The 14,686-nt window shown below is 67.4% G+C and carries 12 protein-coding genes and 1 pseudogene; 10 read left to right on the top strand and 3 right to left on the bottom strand.

Translation table 11 applies throughout. The features are described 5' to 3' along the window. Positions 1-315: 315 nt before the first annotated feature. A pseudogene (locus tag KXD98_RS16725) lies at positions 316-549 on the top strand (transglycosylase family protein); the annotation flags it as partial. Between the two features lie 230 nt (positions 550-779). Beyond that, a complete protein-coding gene (locus KXD98_RS16720; protein WP_260759486.1) occupies positions 780-1,280 on the top strand; it encodes a transglycosylase family protein in 501 nt (166 codons plus the stop codon). Here the strand turns inward: KXD98_RS16720 and KXD98_RS16715 are convergent. Next, complete coding sequence (locus tag KXD98_RS16715; RefSeq protein WP_260759485.1) at positions 1,258-2,484, bottom strand: FAD-dependent oxidoreductase; 1,227 nt, start codon at positions 2,482-2,484, stop codon at positions 1,258-1,260. The genes KXD98_RS16720 and KXD98_RS16715 overlap by 23 nt on opposite strands. Before the next feature lie 117 nt (positions 2,485-2,601). Here KXD98_RS16715 and KXD98_RS16710 point away from each other — a divergent pair, with 117 nt between their 5' ends. From KXD98_RS16710 to KXD98_RS16700, 3 genes are read left to right on the top strand one after another with little or no spacing between them, the layout of a single operon-like run. Continuing rightward, entirely contained in the window at positions 2,602-3,144 is a 543-nt protein-coding gene (locus tag KXD98_RS16710; protein WP_260759484.1) for a dimethylamine monooxygenase subunit DmmA family protein, read from the top strand. Further along, positions 3,141-4,094, top strand: coding sequence for a PDR/VanB family oxidoreductase (locus KXD98_RS16705; RefSeq protein WP_260759483.1), 954 nt, complete (start codon positions 3,141-3,143; stop codon positions 4,092-4,094). The genes KXD98_RS16710 and KXD98_RS16705 overlap by 4 nt, the downstream gene beginning before the upstream one ends. Next, complete coding sequence (locus KXD98_RS16700; RefSeq protein WP_260759482.1) at positions 4,091-5,068, top strand: DUF3445 domain-containing protein; 978 nt, start codon at positions 4,091-4,093, stop codon at positions 5,066-5,068. The genes KXD98_RS16705 and KXD98_RS16700 overlap by 4 nt, the downstream gene beginning before the upstream one ends. A gap of 73 nt (positions 5,069-5,141) precedes the next feature. Here the strand turns inward: KXD98_RS16700 and KXD98_RS16695 are convergent, their stop codons facing one another. Continuing rightward, positions 5,142-5,360, bottom strand: a complete 219-nt coding sequence (locus tag KXD98_RS16695) for a hypothetical protein (RefSeq protein WP_260759481.1) — start codon at positions 5,358-5,360, stop codon at positions 5,142-5,144. Further along, positions 5,361-6,692 (bottom strand): ammonium transporter, encoded by a 1,332-nt coding sequence (locus KXD98_RS16690; protein ID WP_260759480.1) that lies wholly within the window; start codon positions 6,690-6,692, stop codon positions 5,361-5,363. Between the two features lie 176 nt (positions 6,693-6,868). Between KXD98_RS16690 and KXD98_RS16685 the strand changes: the two genes are divergently transcribed. Genes KXD98_RS16685 through KXD98_RS16665 form a run of 5 tightly spaced genes read left to right on the top strand, consistent with a single transcriptional unit; the run spans position 6,869 to position 14,672 of the window. Next, positions 6,869-8,872: a S9 family peptidase gene (locus KXD98_RS16685; RefSeq protein WP_260759479.1), complete on the top strand. Its 2,004-nt coding sequence runs from the start codon at positions 6,869-6,871 to the stop codon at positions 8,870-8,872. 10 nt (positions 8,873-8,882) lie between these two features. Beyond that, positions 8,883-10,145 carry a trans-acting enoyl reductase family protein gene (locus KXD98_RS16680; RefSeq protein WP_260759478.1) on the top strand — a complete coding sequence of 421 codons (1,263 nt, stop codon included), beginning with the start codon at positions 8,883-8,885 and terminating at the stop codon, positions 10,143-10,145. A 26-nt stretch (positions 10,146-10,171) separates the two neighbouring features. Further along, positions 10,172-12,865 (top strand): valine--tRNA ligase, encoded by a 2,694-nt coding sequence (locus KXD98_RS16675; protein WP_260759477.1) that lies wholly within the window; start codon positions 10,172-10,174, stop codon positions 12,863-12,865. A 2-nt stretch (positions 12,866-12,867) separates the two neighbouring features. Further along, complete coding sequence (locus tag KXD98_RS16670) at positions 12,868-14,286, top strand: folylpolyglutamate synthase/dihydrofolate synthase family protein (protein WP_260759476.1); 1,419 nt, start codon at positions 12,868-12,870, stop codon at positions 14,284-14,286. After that, entirely contained in the window at positions 14,283-14,672 is a 390-nt protein-coding gene (locus KXD98_RS16665) for a DUF4233 domain-containing protein (RefSeq protein WP_260759475.1), read from the top strand. The genes KXD98_RS16670 and KXD98_RS16665 overlap by 4 nt, the downstream gene beginning before the upstream one ends. Positions 14,673-14,686 lie beyond the last annotated feature (14 nt).

The raw sequence follows: 14,686 nt of genomic DNA, 5'->3' as shown, positions 1-14,686 counted from the left end.
AGGGAGCAAATAACCAAAAACCACGAACCAGCGTGTGTGGGCACCGCGAGAGGCCGCCGAGCCTCCGGTCGCCGGGACTGCGAGCCCGGCGGGTTGCCGACCACCCAGTCGCGCCCGACCGAGACGGCGCGGCCCGGCCAGGGGCCTGATCACAGGCAGTGCGACCGCGTAGCGACGCGGCCGTTCCACGGCACGCGCTAGGCGAAAGGATCGAAGTTGAAGAACATCCGCAAGACTTTTGGACTGGCCACCATCGCCGGCGCACTCGCCGTCGCACCGATGGCCGTGGCCACCGGGCTGGCGGGGACCGCGAGCGCCGACAGCGTCAACTGGGACGCCGTGGCCGCGTGCGAGTCGGGCGGCAACTGGTCCATCAACACGGGCAACGGCTACTACGGCGGCCTGCAGTTCGCGATGGGCACCTGGCAGTCCAACGGCGGCTCCGGCTCGCCGCATCTCGCCAGCCGTGAGGAGCAGATCCGGGTGGCTGAGAACGTGCTGCAGACGCAGGGTATCGGTGCGTGGCCGACCTGCGGCTCGCGAGGCTGACCTCGACAAACGTCCACAGGTGGCGGTGCCGGCAGCGTGCCGGCGCCGCCACTTGTCTCTCAGGGGTCTCTTACGCCAGATAAGCAACGCCTAAAACTTTCGCCCCGGCCGTAACAGGTGATGTGGGTCACCCGACAGACCGGATAGCCGCAACGTGAGGACGCTTCAGCACCTCGGCATCACCACAGACGCGGACCTTGGGTCACAACGGTCGGGGAAGGACCGCAGCGATGAACATTGGCAAACTTGTCTCGAAGGGCCTGGTGGCCGCCGCTATTTCCGGAGCGCTCGCCGTCGTGCCGATGGTGCTGTCGGACAGCGCCATGGCCACCGCGCACGCAGACTCGGTCAACTGGGACGCCATCGCGCACTGCGAGTCCGGCGGTAACTGGTCGATCAACACCGGCAACGGCCACTTCGGCGGCCTGCAGTTCAAGCAGGCCACCTGGGCGGCCAATGGCGGTCAGGGCAATCCTGCGCGGGCCACCCGGGCCGAGCAGATCCGCGTTGCGGAGAATGTGTTGCGCACCCAGGGCATCAAGGCCTGGCCGAAGTGCGGACCCAAGGGCCTCGCGGCGGCGACCTGGACCAACACCGTGGCGCCCACGGCGCCCGTCGCGACTCCGGTGCGTGCCACCGGTTGCGAGGGGATGCCGACCTCGGTGTTCGGCGGGATCGTCGACCTGCGCAAGATGTGCACTGCGTTCCTCACACCTCGCGCTGTGCGCTGACATCAGCTGACGTCGGCAGCCGGAAGGCGCTCCGCGCGGCGATCGAGGCCAGATGCGCGGTGACCAGCGCCTCGGGAACGAGCGCTGATGCCCGACTGGCGGCACCACTGAGCACGGCCGGTCGCAGGTTCACCACCCGGCCGATGAACGCCGACTCCCGCACCAGCGGTGCAACCCGGCGCCGGCGGAACGATCCGAAGTGCCCGAATGCCGTGGCGGGGTCATCGGCGAGGTCCAGGAACCGGGCCAGGATGACTGCGTCCTCGATCCCCTGACAGCCGCCCTGGCCGAGATGAGGTCGCATCGGGTGCGCAGCATCCCCGACCAACACCACCCGACCACGTGACCAGCGGCGTGCCTGTCGGCGGTCGTAGAGATCGTTGCGCAACAGATCGGCCGGGGCGGTGGCGTCGATCAATGCCGGTATCGGATCGGCCCAGTCGCCGAATATGCGGCGCAGGTGGGCGTGCTCGCCGCCCGCGGCGGTGCCGTTGTCGCCGCCCGCGGCGGTGCCGTTGTCGCCGCCCGCGGCGGTGCCGTTCTCGGCAGCGCGTTCGGTCGCGAACCAATAGGTGTGCCGGTCACCGAGGCGGACATGGCCGAACTCGGCGCCGGGGCCCATCGTCTCGCCGGACAACTCCGGGTCCAACGGGTGGGCGGCGATTCCGCGCCACGCCGTATAGCCGACGTAGCGCGCCGGCAGTGATCCGTTGAGTGCACGCGCCAGCGGTGAACCCACTCCGTCGGCTCCGACCACTGCATCGGCGTGGAGCTGCGGCCCGCTGCTCGACGTCACTCGCACCGACGACGGGCCCACCGCCACCCCGAGGGCGGTGACTCCGGTGCGCACCACACCGTCGGGCAATGCGGCGCGCAGGATGTCGGTCAGCGCCGAGCGCCGGATCACCACCAGCGGCTCACCAAGGGCTGTGACGATGCGTTGGGCCGCCGGTCGACGCAACCAGGAACCGTCGCGCCAGCGCAGCGCCCCCGCGCTGACCCGCCCGCCCGTCTGCCGCACCGGATCGCCGAGCCCCAGCTCGTCGAGCGCGGCCAGCGCGTTGGGCCAGATACTGATCCCGGCGCCGCTGGCGAGGTCGGTGCGCTTGTCGATCACCGACACGTGATGGCCTGCCTGGTGCAGCGCGACCGCGGTTGTCAGGCCCGCGATGCCGGCTCCGACCACCATGATTCGCACCGGCATCCGGTGACCTTACCGACGTGGACGTCAAGCACACGAGACAACGCGGTCACACGAACGAAACGCATCGCTGGTTTCCTGAACGGCAACATTGTCAACCATCGGTTTACGGAGGCCGGAGTGAGACCTGCGCTCGAGTTGACCAGCATCCCGGTGTGGGCAACCCAGCCGACCTGCCCGACCGCAGACCTGTCCGGTCGGTACTGGACGATCATCGCGATCGGCGAGGCCGGGATGCAGGTTGCGCGCCGGTGGGACGCCGAGGTCGCCGCTGTCGGGGGCCGGCCACGGTCGCAACTACACAGCACACCAGAGGACGCCGGCGACTCGGCCGGTGCGGTGCTGCGCGCCGCGCTCGCCGAAGCCCGAGTGGGCTGGCGGCTGATGGTCGCCGGCCCAGCGCACCTCTGCCTGCAGGTGCGCGCGCTGGCTCTGGCCGCCGGTGTCGCCGATGACGAGATCACGGTGGCGTCCACCCGCATCGATGTGCGCGCGGTGCACTGCGTGCACTGCCGCACCGTCACCACCGCCGCCGTGGGCCTGGAGGACGTCGTGGCCTGCTCCGGATGTGAACGCAATCTGGTTGTCCACTACCATGTTTCCCGCCGCAAGGGAGCGCACCTCGGGTACCAGGTCGATGCCGAACAGCAGGCCGCGTCATGACCTCCCTGAAGCTGACCGTCGCCGGAATCGACGATTCGATCCCTGCTGTCCGGACTCTCACACTGACCCGGCCGGGCGGAGCGCCGCTGCCCTCATTCACCCCGGGCAGCCATCTCGTCGTCGAGTGTGGGGGCCGCGGCGGCCCGGTCAACGCCTACTCGTTGACCGGGGACGCAATCACGCCCGCGGCGTATGTCATCTCGGTGTTGCGCGCCGACAAGCCACAGGATGAACCGAGCGGCTCCCGCTGGATCCACGACGAGCTCGCGGTCGGGGACACTGTGCTCGCCCGCCCACCCCGCAGCGCGTTCGCGCCGGTGCTGCGCGCGCGTCGGCACCTGCTGGTGGCGGCGGGCATCGGCATCACACCGATGGTGTCGCATCTGCGCGGCGCCCGGTTGTGGGGGCGCGATGCGCGTCTGTTCTACCTGCACCGGCCGGGCCGCGGCGCCTACGCCGACGTGGTTGGCGAACTCACCGAGCACGCCGCGATCCACACCCAACGCGCGGCGTTCGTCGCCGAGCTGGCGGCGGGCCTGGCCGATCAGCCGCTGGGCACCCACCTCTACATCTGCGGCCCCGCAGCGTTCATCGACTTCGTCGTGACCACCGCCACCGAGCTGGGGTGGCCGGGCAGCCGGATTCATCTCGAACACTTCGGGTCCGCGGCACTGGACCCCGGGGAGCCGTTCACCGTACGCCTGTCGTCCACCGCGGAGATGTTCACCGTCGAATCGGGAGTCTCGCTGCTGGAGGCGCTGGAAAGTCGCGGCATCGACGTGCCCAACCTGTGCCGCCAGGGGGTGTGCGGGGAATGCCGGATCCCGGTGTCGGGCGGCACGGTCACCCACCGTGACCTGTTCCTGTCCGATGATGAGAAAAACGCCGGCGATTCGATGATGGCCTGTGTTTCGCGGGCTGCGAACCAAAGTCTGGAGTTGGACCTGTGATCTCGGCAGCCGATCTGATCGCGACGTTCCCTTTCCCGTTCGCCGGCGACGAATACCGGTACTCCACCAATGTGGAGCCCGCGGGTTCACCGGTGCACACACCGGCCGGGCGTTGGGGAGAACGAATCGTCGACATCGACAGTGAGTACGAGTCCGAACTGGACGAGCGGGCCGCCATTCTGGCCGCCGACCCGTCCAGATATGCGGTCCTGCCGCACATGCGTCCCGCGTGTTGGGACGCGATGCTGACCTTGATGCAGGAGCTGGCCGTCACCTATCCGGACACCATGTCACTACAGCGGCACGACCGGGGTTGGCGCTGGCGCAACGAACGACGCTGCGTAATACAGGATTTCGTCGTCGGCGATGACGCGACTCTGCCCTGTGAACCACTGGCCTACATCGCCGGTCAGGTCCAGGAGGACATCGTGCTGCTCGACCAGCGCGACGGCGATCTGTTCGGCGACGCCGGCGTGGTCACCTTCGCAGCGGACTGGTCATTCGGCTTCGACGTGGGCATGACATTCCTGGAGATCCACGGTCCGGTCCCGAGGCTGCGCCAAACCGGGGTGATCACCCGGGCCCGCGAGTTCCTGATGCGGCTGCAGCCCGACCAGATCTACCGGCGCACCAACTGGACGCTGACCATCGGTCGGCGCCTGGATGTTTCAACCGAGCTGTATCACGAATGGGGCCCGGACCGGATGATGATCCAGGGGGTCTCCGACGAGCAGTTCGGACGACTGGTGCATCTGCGTGTGGAGGTGCAGCATCTGATCCGGTTGCCGGAATCCGGATCGATCTGTTTTCTGATCCGCAGCTACATGCTCCCATTCGCCGACCTGGCCACCGTCGAACCGTGGCGTCGGCGCGCGGCGGCGGTGCTTGCCGAGCTGCCCGACGACATGGCCGACTACAAAGGCATCATCGGCTACCGTGACCGCGCGGTGGCCTGGCTTCGTAAAGCGGGCTGACCCGCGCGAGCAGACGCAAAATCCCCCAGAGTGGAATCTGGGGGATTTTGCGTCTGCTCGGCAGGAACGGGACTCAGTAGACCGGCGGTTCCCCTTCGGCGGCTGGGCCCTTCTCCACTGGGGTGTGCTCGATGATCGACCTGTAGGCGTGGTTCTCGTGCTGGATCATCCGGACGAAGAATCCAACGAAGAGCACCACGGCCAGGACAAAGAACAACCAGGCGCCGACGCTGTTGGCGCCGAAGGTGAACACCACGCCGGGTTCGTCATAGCTGGTGATGGGACTAAACATCTACTTGACCTCCTCGGTGACGACCAGGACGGATCCGTTGACCCTCATCGCGGTCACCGGGATGCCCTCCGGGTACGGGGTGGCCGGGACCTCGGACAGGTCCAAGCCTTGTTCTTCCACCTCAGGCGGAATGCGCAGCAGCCCTGCCTTTTTCAGCAACAATGACAGCAGATAAGCCGGTACGAAGCCCAACGCGGCGAAGGTCAGCGCACCGACCAGCTGACCCCAGAACGAAATCGACGGGTTGCCATCGGTGTTCGGGTATCCGGCCAGGAAGATCCCGGCCATGACCAGCGAGTAGAAACCCATGCCGCCGTGCACTGCGACGGCTCCGACGACGTCGTCGATCTTCATCTTGTCGAGCAGTTTGCCGATGTAGGGGATCAGGCCGCCACCCACCAGTGCGATGACGAACGTCAGCGCTGGGTGGTACAGGTCCAGCCCCGCCGCGACCGAGATCACGCCGGCCAGACCGCCCGAAATGGTCCAGAACGGCTCACCCCGCGACATCACGTAGGCGCCGATGATGCCGCCCACCAGGCCCATCAGGGTGTTGAACGCGAAGGCGCTCAACGTCGTCGGGCTTCCGTAGATGGTGGCGTAGCCGCCCGGGCCATAGATCACACAGCCCATCAGGAAGCCGAAGAACCCGGTGAAGATCAGGAACAGTCCGAGCATGGTCAACGGCAGATTGTGCGGTCGGATCGTCACCGGTGTGCCGTCGGGCAGGAACCGGCCTATCCGTGGACCGAGGTTGATCAGAATCCCCAGCGCGGCGAAGCCGGCGATCATGTGCACGCAGCCGGCCGCGCCGACGTCATGGAACCCGAGCTCGGTCAGCATCCAACCGGCGCCGTGCCAGCCCCAGGAAGCTCCGATGATCCACAACACCGAACCGACGAACACCGTCAGGACCAGGAAGCCACTGGTCCGGATCCGCTCCAGCACCGCACCCGACATGATGGAGCCGGTGGTGGCCGCGAACAGGGCGAACGCGCCCCAGAAGATGCCGCTGGCGGGGTCATCGGTGTTCGGGCCCATGTTCTCGCTCCAGGGCAGCGCAGCCTTGGCCGCATCGTTGAACTCGATGAATCCGGTGGGCATCGCGTTGTACAGGAACCAGCCGACGAAATAGAACGAGGCCACGATGGTGGCGAAGGCCAACAGGTTCTTCATCGCGGTGGCCAGAACGTTCTTCGAACGGGATGCGCCGATCTCGTAGGCCAGGAAACCCGCGTGAATGAGCATCATCAGCGCGATGGACATCCAGTAGAAGAATTCGTTGTTGACTGCCGCCATGGACGCGATCGCGTCCTCCACTTCAGGTGTCAAGGGGACCTCCGCCGGGTCTGTGTGGGGTGGCTTCCCGAGAACACAGGTTTATTCGTAGTGTTCTCGAGGTACTGATGGTGTACGAGCCATGACGCTAACGGGGTGAATGTGTCCCATCGGTCAAGGCGCGTTAATTTCGCGTGAAGTCCCGTCAGGCAGTGTGTTACGAAATCCGTATGTCTGCTGCTGTGAAAGGCCTCGGCGTGACCCCATTCCACGACATCGACACCTTCCTTGCGCTGCCCCGGGTGTCTGGGCTGGCGGTGTCACCCGATGGTTCCCGCGTGCTCACCACGGTGTCCCAGCTCAACGACAAGCGCACTGAGTTCGTCGGCGCCATCTGGGAGCTCGACCCGGCGGGCCAGCAGCCGGCCCGACGAATCACGCACGGTCCCAAGGGCGAATCGGCACCCGAGCTCACTGTCGACAACGACATGTTGTTCCTCGCGGTGCGTCCGGTCCCAGACGACGACAGCCCGCCACGGTCGCTGTGGCGACTTCCGGCCGACGGTGGTGAAGCCACCGAGGTGCTGACCTTGCCTGCCGGTGTGGATTCCGTACTCACCGCGCGCGCCACGACCACCACGGTGGTGGGCGCGGCGATACTGGCCGCGACCGGCACCGTCGAGGACGACCGGCGCTTGCGCACCTTGCGCAAGGACAACAAGGTCTCTGCGGTGCTGCACAGTGGCTACCCGGTGCGTTACTGGGACCACGATCTCGGTCCGGGCCGCGCGCACTTGTTCAAACTGGTCGACGGGGAAGATCCCTTGGACCTGACCCCGACTCCGGGTGACGCCGTGCGGGAGGCCGATGTCGACGTCAGCCGTGACGGCAGCTTCCTGGTCACGACGTGGCGCCGGCCCGGGCCGGGCGCAGCACAACGCACCATCCTGGTGCGGATCGATCTCGACACTGGCCACCGGGTCACGGTGGTCGACGACCCGGACGCCGATCTCGCAGCACCGGCAATCGCGCCCGACGGGAAGTCGATCGCCTACACCCGCGAGACACTCTCGACCCCTACATCGGCCCCGCGGATCACGTTGTGGCTGAAGCACTTCGATGGGCAACCCACCGAGTTGACCGGTGACTGGGACCGGTGGCCCACGTCGGTGACCTGGGCTGATGACGGCTCGTCGCTGATCGTGACCGCCGACGACAACGGGCGGGGACCGGTCTTCGTCGTCGATCCGTCCTCCGGCGCGGTACGGCGGCTGGTCGCCGACGACTTCACCTACACGGACGTGAAGGCCGCGCCCGCAGGCGTTCTCTACGCGCTGCGCAGCTCCTACACGGCGCCACCGCACCCGGTGCGGATCGACCCCGACGGCGCGGTGACGGTGTTGCCTTGCGTCGATCCGCCTGATCTGCCGGGAACCGTGGAGGATGTCACGGCCACGACGTCCGACGGGCAGAACGTGCGGTCCTGGCTGGCGCTGCCCCACGGCGACGGACCGGCGCCGCTGCTGGTGTGGATTCACGGCGGGCCGTTGGCCAGCTGGAATGCCTGGCACTGGCGGTGGAATCCGTGGGTGATGGTCGCGGCCGGCTACTCGGTTCTGCTGCCGGACCCGGCGCTGTCGACCGGTTACGGCCAGCAGTTCATCCAACGTGGTTGGGGCGCATGGGGTGGCGCGCCGTACACGGATGTGATGACCGCCACCGACGGTGCCTGCGCGCATCCGCGCGTCGACGCGAGCCGGACCGCGGCGATGGGCGGATCGTTCGGCGGCTATCTGGCCAATTGGATTGCCGGGCATACCGACCGTTTCAGTGCCATCGTCACCCACGCCAGCCTGTGGGCCCTCGACCAGTTCGGTGCCACCACCGACGGCGCCTACTGGTGGGCGCGGGAGATGACCCCGGAAATGGCTGCCGCGAACTCGCCACACCACTTCGTCTCCGACATCGCCACTCCGATGCTGGTGATCCACGGCGACAAGGACTACCGAGTGCCGATCGGGGAGGCGCTGCGACTGTGGTACGAGCTGCTCAGCGCATCAGGGCTGCCCGCTGCCGAAGACGGCAGCACCGAACACCGGTTCCTGTATTTCCCGTCGGAGAACCATTGGGTGCTCAACCCGCAGCACGCCAAACTCTGGTATCAGGTGGTTCTGGCGTTCTTGGCCGCGCATCTGCTCGACGAGCACGCCCAGTGGCCCGAAATGCTGGGGTAGCGTCGAAAACATGGCTGACGCTGAGCGCGAATTCGACATAGTCCTCTACGGTGCCACCGGATTCGTCGGGAAGCTGACGGCGCAGTATCTGGCTTCGGTCGCGGCCCGCGGGAACGACGCACGGATCGCGCTGGCCGGCCGCTCTGCCGACCGCCTCCTCGCGGTCCGGGAGTCGCTGGGGCCCGTAGCCCAATCTTGGCCGCTGATCACCGCGGATGCATCCCAACCGTCCACGCTGAGCGATATGGCGGCCCGGACCCGTGTTGTGGTCACCACCGTCGGGCCCTACCTGCGCTACGGGGAGCCGCTGGTGGCAGCATGCGCCGCAGCGGGCACCGATTACGCCGACCTGACCGGGGAAACCCTGTTCATCCGGCGGTGCGTCGACACCTACCACAAGCAGGCCCAGGACACCGGCGCACGCATCGTGCACTCGTGTGGATTCGACTCCATCCCGTCGGATCTGACGGTTTTCGCGCTCTACCGGCAGGCTCAGCGCGACGGTACCGGTGACCTGGAGGACACCAACCTCGTGGTGCGTCGCTTCGCCGGGGGAGTGTCGGGCGGCACGGTGGCCTCGATGACCGAGCTGGCGCGGGAAGCCTCCCTCGATCCCGAAGCGCGACGACTGCTCAACGACCCCTACACGCTGACCCCCGACCGCGCCGCCGAGCCCGAGCTCGGTGGGCAGCCCGATGCGCGCTGGCGCCGCGGCCGCGAGATCGCCCCGGAACTGGACGGCTACTGGGTCGGCGCGTTTGCGATGGCTCTGCCCAACACGCGCATCGTGCGGCGCACCAACGCGCTGCTGGACTATCCGTACGGCCGGCGTTTCGAGTACGCCGAGCAGATGAGCGTGGGTCGCTCGGTGGTCGCGCCGGTCGCCGCGGCGATGGCCACCGGCGGCAACGTCGCCACCATGGGTCTGGGCAGCCGGTTCCTCAATCGAGTCCCGCGGGGGCTGCTGGAACGGGTGTTGCCCAAGCCGGGCACCGGGCCCAGCGAACAGACCCGCGAACGCGGTCACTACACCGTCGAGACCTACACGTCCACCTCCGGCGGTGCGCGATACCGGGCCACCATGTCCCAGCAGGGTGATCCCGGCTACAAGGCCACCTCGGTGCTGCTCGCCGAAAGCGGTCTGGCACTTGCGCAGGATCGCGATCAGCTCTCTGACCTGCGCGGAGTGCTGACGCCGGCAGCGGCGATGGGCGATGCGCTGCTGGCTCGCCTGCCTGCGGCAGCGGTGTCGCTGGAGGTCTCTCGGCTCTGAGCCCGCCGCCTTCCTAGAATGGCTCGGTGACCTCCCAGCCTCTCACCAACCCCGGTCTCGACGCCCTACCCAAGACCTGGGATCCGGCGGCGGTGGAAACCGAGCTCTACGAAGGCTGGGTTCGGGCCGGTTACTTCACCGCCGACCCGGCCAGCGCCAAACCGGCCTACTCGATCGTGCTGCCGCCGCCCAATGTCACCGGCAGCCTGCACATGGGCCATGCGCTCGACCACACGCTCATGGACGCGCTGACCCGCCGCAAGCGCATGCAGGGCTACGAGGTGTTGTGGCTGCCCGGCATGGACCACGCGGGTATCGCCACCCAGTCGGTGGTGGAGAAGCAACTGGCCGCCGAGGGCAAGACCAAAGAGGACTTCGGCCGCGAACTGTTCATCGACAAGGTGTGGGACTGGAAACGTGAGTCCGGTGGCACCATCGGGGGCCAGATGCGGCGTCTGGGTGACGGCGTGGACTGGAGCCGCGACCGGTTCACCATGGACGAGACTCTTTCCCGGGCCGTGCGCACCATCTTCAAGCGGCTTTTCGACGCCGGACTGATCTATCGGGCCGAGCGGCTGGTGAACTGGTCGCCGGTGCTGGAAACCGCGATCTCCGACCTCGAGGTCAAGTATGAGGACGTCGAGGGCGAGCTGGTGTCGTTCCGCTACGGGTCGCTGTCCGACGACCAGCCGCACATCGTGGTCGCCACCACCCGGTTGGAGACCATGCTCGGAGACACCGCGATCGCCGTGCACCCCGACGATGAGCGGTACCGCCACCTGGTCGGGCAGAGCCTGCCGCATCCGTTCCTGGAGCGCGAGATCATCGTGGTCGCCGACGCGCATGTCGACCCCGAGTTCGGCACAGGTGCGGTCAAAGTCACCCCGGCCCACGACCCCAACGACTTCGAGATCGGCCTGCGACACCAGCTGCCGATGCCCTCGATGCTCGACACCAAGGGCCGCATCACCGACACCGGAACGCAATTCGACGGGATGGACCGGTTCGAGGCCCGGGTGGCAGTCCGTGAAGCGCTGGCCGCGCAGGGCCGTATCGTCGCCGAGAAACGTCCCTACCTGCACAGCGTCGGGCACTCCGAGCGCAGTGGCGAACCGATCGAACCGCGCCTGAGCCTGCAGTGGTGGGTGCGCGTGGAGACGCTGGCCAAAGCCGCCGGCGACGCGGTGCGCAACGGCGACACCGTGATTCACCCGGCGAGCCTGGAACCTCGGTGGTTCGACTGGGTCGACAACATGCACGACTGGTGCATCTCCCGACAGCTGTGGTGGGGGCACCGCATCCCGATCTGGCACGGACCAGACGGTGAAATCGTCTGTGTCGGTCCCGACGAGACGCCGCCGGAAGGCTGGGAACAGGATCCTGATGTGCTGGACACCTGGTTCAGCTCGGCACTGTGGCCGTTCTCGACGATGGGGTGGCCGGACCGCACACCCGAACTTGCGAAGTTCTATCCCACCTCGGTGTTGGTGACCGGATACGACATCCTGTTCTTTTGGGTGGCGCGGATGATGATGTTCGGCACGTTTGTGGCCGACGACGCCGCGATCACCGGGGGCGGCTCCCGCGCTCCGCAGGTCCCGTTCGACAACGTGTTCCTGCACGGGCTGATCCGCGACGAGCACGGTCGCAAGATGAGTAAGTCACGAGGCAACGGCATCGATCCGCTGGACTGGGTGGAGATGTTCGGCGCCGACGCGCTGCGGTTCACCCTGGCCCGTGGCGCAAGCCCGGGCGGTGACCTGTCCATCGGAGAGGACCACGCGCGGGCATCACGCAACTTCGCCACCAAGCTGTTCAACGCCACCCGGTTCGCGCTGCTCAACGGTGCCGCGCCGGCTCCGCTGCCGGCGCCCGACGAACTCACCGACGCCGACCGGTGGATCCTGGGTCGGCTCGAAGAAGTGCGCGCCGAGGTCGACGCGGCTTTCGACGGCTACGAATTCAACCGCGCCTGCGAAGCGCTCTACCACTTCGCTTGGGACGAATTCTGTGACTGGTATGTCGAACTCGCCAAAGTTCAGCTCGGCCAAGGGATTGCGCACACGACCGCGGTGCTCGCTGCCGTGCTGGATACGCTGCTCAAACTGCTCCACCCGGTGATGCCGTTTGTCACCGAGGTGTTGTGGAAGACGCTCAGTGGTGGGTCCGGGGCGAGCGAAGCGGCTGGAAAAGTGGAGTCCCTGGTCATCGCCGAATGGCCGAAGCCCAGCGGCATCGGCGTCGATCCCGCTGCCGCGCAACGGGTCGCCGACGTGCAGAAGCTCATCACCGAGGTGCGCAGGTTCCGAAGCGATCAAGGTCTGGCCGACCGGCAACGGGTCCCTGCGCGACTGTCACAGATCAGCGTGGCCGGTCTCGACGCCCACGTCCCAGCGGTCAGCGCGCTGGCCTGGCTGACCCCGCCGGCCGACGACTTCACCGCTTCGGCAGCGGTCGAGGTACGCCTGACGAACGCCACCGTCGTCGTCGAGGTGGATACCTCGGGCACCGTCGACGTGGCCGCCGAGCGGCGGCGGCTGGAGAAGGATCTGGGTGCGGCGCAGAAGGAGCTCTCGGGTACGTCTGCGAAGCTGGGCAATGACGCGTTCTTGGCCAAGGCGCCGGCCGATGTCGTCGACAAGATCCGCGCCCGCCAGCAGGTGGCCGAAGAAGAGGTCGCGCGCATCACCGCACGCCTGGCCGCGTTGCCGGCGCAGTAGCGATGACCCTCCCCGAACCCACGCCCGACGAGGTCGCTGCCCTGCTGCAGGTCGAGCACTTGCTCGATCAGCGGTGGCCGGAGACGAAAATCGAGCCCAGCACGGCCCGTATCGAGGCGCTGATGGAAATGCTGGGCTCGCCGCAGCGGGGCTATCCGTCGATTCATATCGCGGGCACCAACGGCAAGACCTCGGTGGCGCGCATGATCGACGCACTGCTGACCGCGCTGCACCGCCGCACCGGCCGCACCACCAGCCCGCACCTGCAGTCGGCGGTGGAGCGCATCAGCATCGACGGCGTGCCCATCAGCCCGGCCACTTACGTCGACACCTACCGCGAGATCGAACCGTTCGTCGAACTTGTCGACGGACGATCCGAGGCGGCCGGTGGGCCCCGGATGAGCAAGTTCGAGGTTCTCACCGCGATGGCGTTCGCGGCGTTCGCCGACGCCCCGGTCGAGGTGGCCGTCGTCGAGGTCGGGCTCGGCGGGCGCTGGGATGCCACCAACGTCGTCAATGCGCCGGTAGTCGTCATCACTCCGATCGGCATGGACCACACCGACTACCTCGGTGACAATCTGGCTGCGATCGCGGGGGAGAAGGCCGGCATCATCACCAAACAGCGCGACGACCTCGTCCCCACCGACACCGTCGCGGTGATCGGACGCCAGCCATCCGAGGTCATGGAAGTCCTTCTCGCGCAGGCGGTGCGCGCCGACGCGGCGGTAGCCCGGGAGGACTCCGAATTCGCGGTACTCAACCGCGCGACGGCCGTGGGAGGTCAGCTGCTGGAACTGCAGGGTCTCGGTGGCGTCTACTCCGAGATCTTCTTGCCGCTGCACGGCGAACATCAGGCACACAACGCGGTGCTCGCACTGGCCGCGGTGGAGGCCTTCTTCGGCGCCGGAGCGCAACGGCAACTCGACCTCGACGCGGTGCGGGCCGGATTCGCCAGCGTCACCTCACCCGGGCGACTTGAGAGAATGCGCAGCGCCCCAACGGTTTTCATCGATGCTGCGCACAACCCGGCCGGCGCCGCGGCGCTGGCGCAGGCGCTGGATGAGGAGTTCGACTTCCGTTACCTGGTCGGTGTGGTGTCGGTGATGGCCGACAAGGATGTCGACCGGATACTGGCGGCCCTCGAGCCGGCCTTCGATCAGCTGGTGGTCACCCACAACGGCTCCCCGCGGGCGCTGGAGGTCGACGCGCTCACTGTCAAAGCCGAGGAGATCTTCGGTCCGGAACGAGTGATCGTGGCGGCCACCTTGCCCGACGCGATCGAAACGGCGACCGCGCTGGTGGAGGATTCCGGCGCCGACGACCAGAGCGGTGTGGGACTGAGCGGCGCGGGAATCGTGATCACGGGTTCGGTGGTGACCGCAGGCGCGGCCCGGACCTTGTTCGGAAAGGATCCGGCGTGAGCGAACAGACGTCGGCGCCCGACCCCTGGCGCAGCTTCCGGGGCGTCACGGCCGGCACGTTGATCTTGGAGGCAATCGTCGTGCTGCTGGCGCTGCCGGTGGTCGGGGCCGTCGGAGGCGGCTTGACCCCGTGGTCGACCGGCTACGTGATCGGTACGGCGGTGCTGTTGGTGTTGTTGGCGGGTCTACAGGGGCGGCCCTGGGCGATGCGGGCAAACTTGGCGGCGCAGTTGATCCTGGTCGCAGGATGGGCGATTTATCCCGGACTGGGTTTCATCGGCGTGCTGTTCCTGGTGGTGTGGCTGTTGATCGCTTACCTGCGGGCCGAGGTGTTGCGCCGCCAGCGGCGCGGGTTGCTGCCCGGTCAGCAGCCCGAGCCCGAGTGAGCACTGGGTAGGCT

Source organism: Mycobacterium sp. SMC-4 (assembly GCF_025263265.1).
GTDB lineage: Bacteria > Actinomycetota > Actinomycetes > Mycobacteriales > Mycobacteriaceae > Mycobacterium.
Note: the sequence above shows the minus strand (reverse complement) of the source record. Positions and strands in the feature narration are given on the sequence as shown.

Excerpts from the sequence above, each read along its gene's own strand:
- KXD98_RS16720 (WP_260759486.1), top strand. The coding sequence starts at position 780 with ATGAACATTGGCAAACTTGTCTCGAAGGGCCTGGTGGCCGCCGCTATT.
- KXD98_RS16715 (WP_260759485.1), bottom strand. The coding sequence starts at position 2,484 with ATGCCGGTGCGAATCATGGTGGTCGGAGCCGGCATCGCGGGCCTGACA.
- KXD98_RS16705 (WP_260759483.1), top strand. The coding sequence starts at position 3,141 with ATGACCTCCCTGAAGCTGACCGTCGCCGGAATCGACGATTCGATCCCT.
- KXD98_RS16695 (WP_260759481.1), bottom strand. The coding sequence starts at position 5,360 with ATGTTTAGTCCCATCACCAGCTATGACGAACCCGGCGTGGTGTTCACC.
- KXD98_RS16685 (WP_260759479.1), top strand. The coding sequence starts at position 6,869 with ATGTCTGCTGCTGTGAAAGGCCTCGGCGTGACCCCATTCCACGACATC.
- KXD98_RS16680 (WP_260759478.1), top strand. The coding sequence starts at position 8,883 with ATGGCTGACGCTGAGCGCGAATTCGACATAGTCCTCTACGGTGCCACC.
- KXD98_RS16670 (WP_260759476.1), top strand. The coding sequence starts at position 12,868 with ATGACCCTCCCCGAACCCACGCCCGACGAGGTCGCTGCCCTGCTGCAG.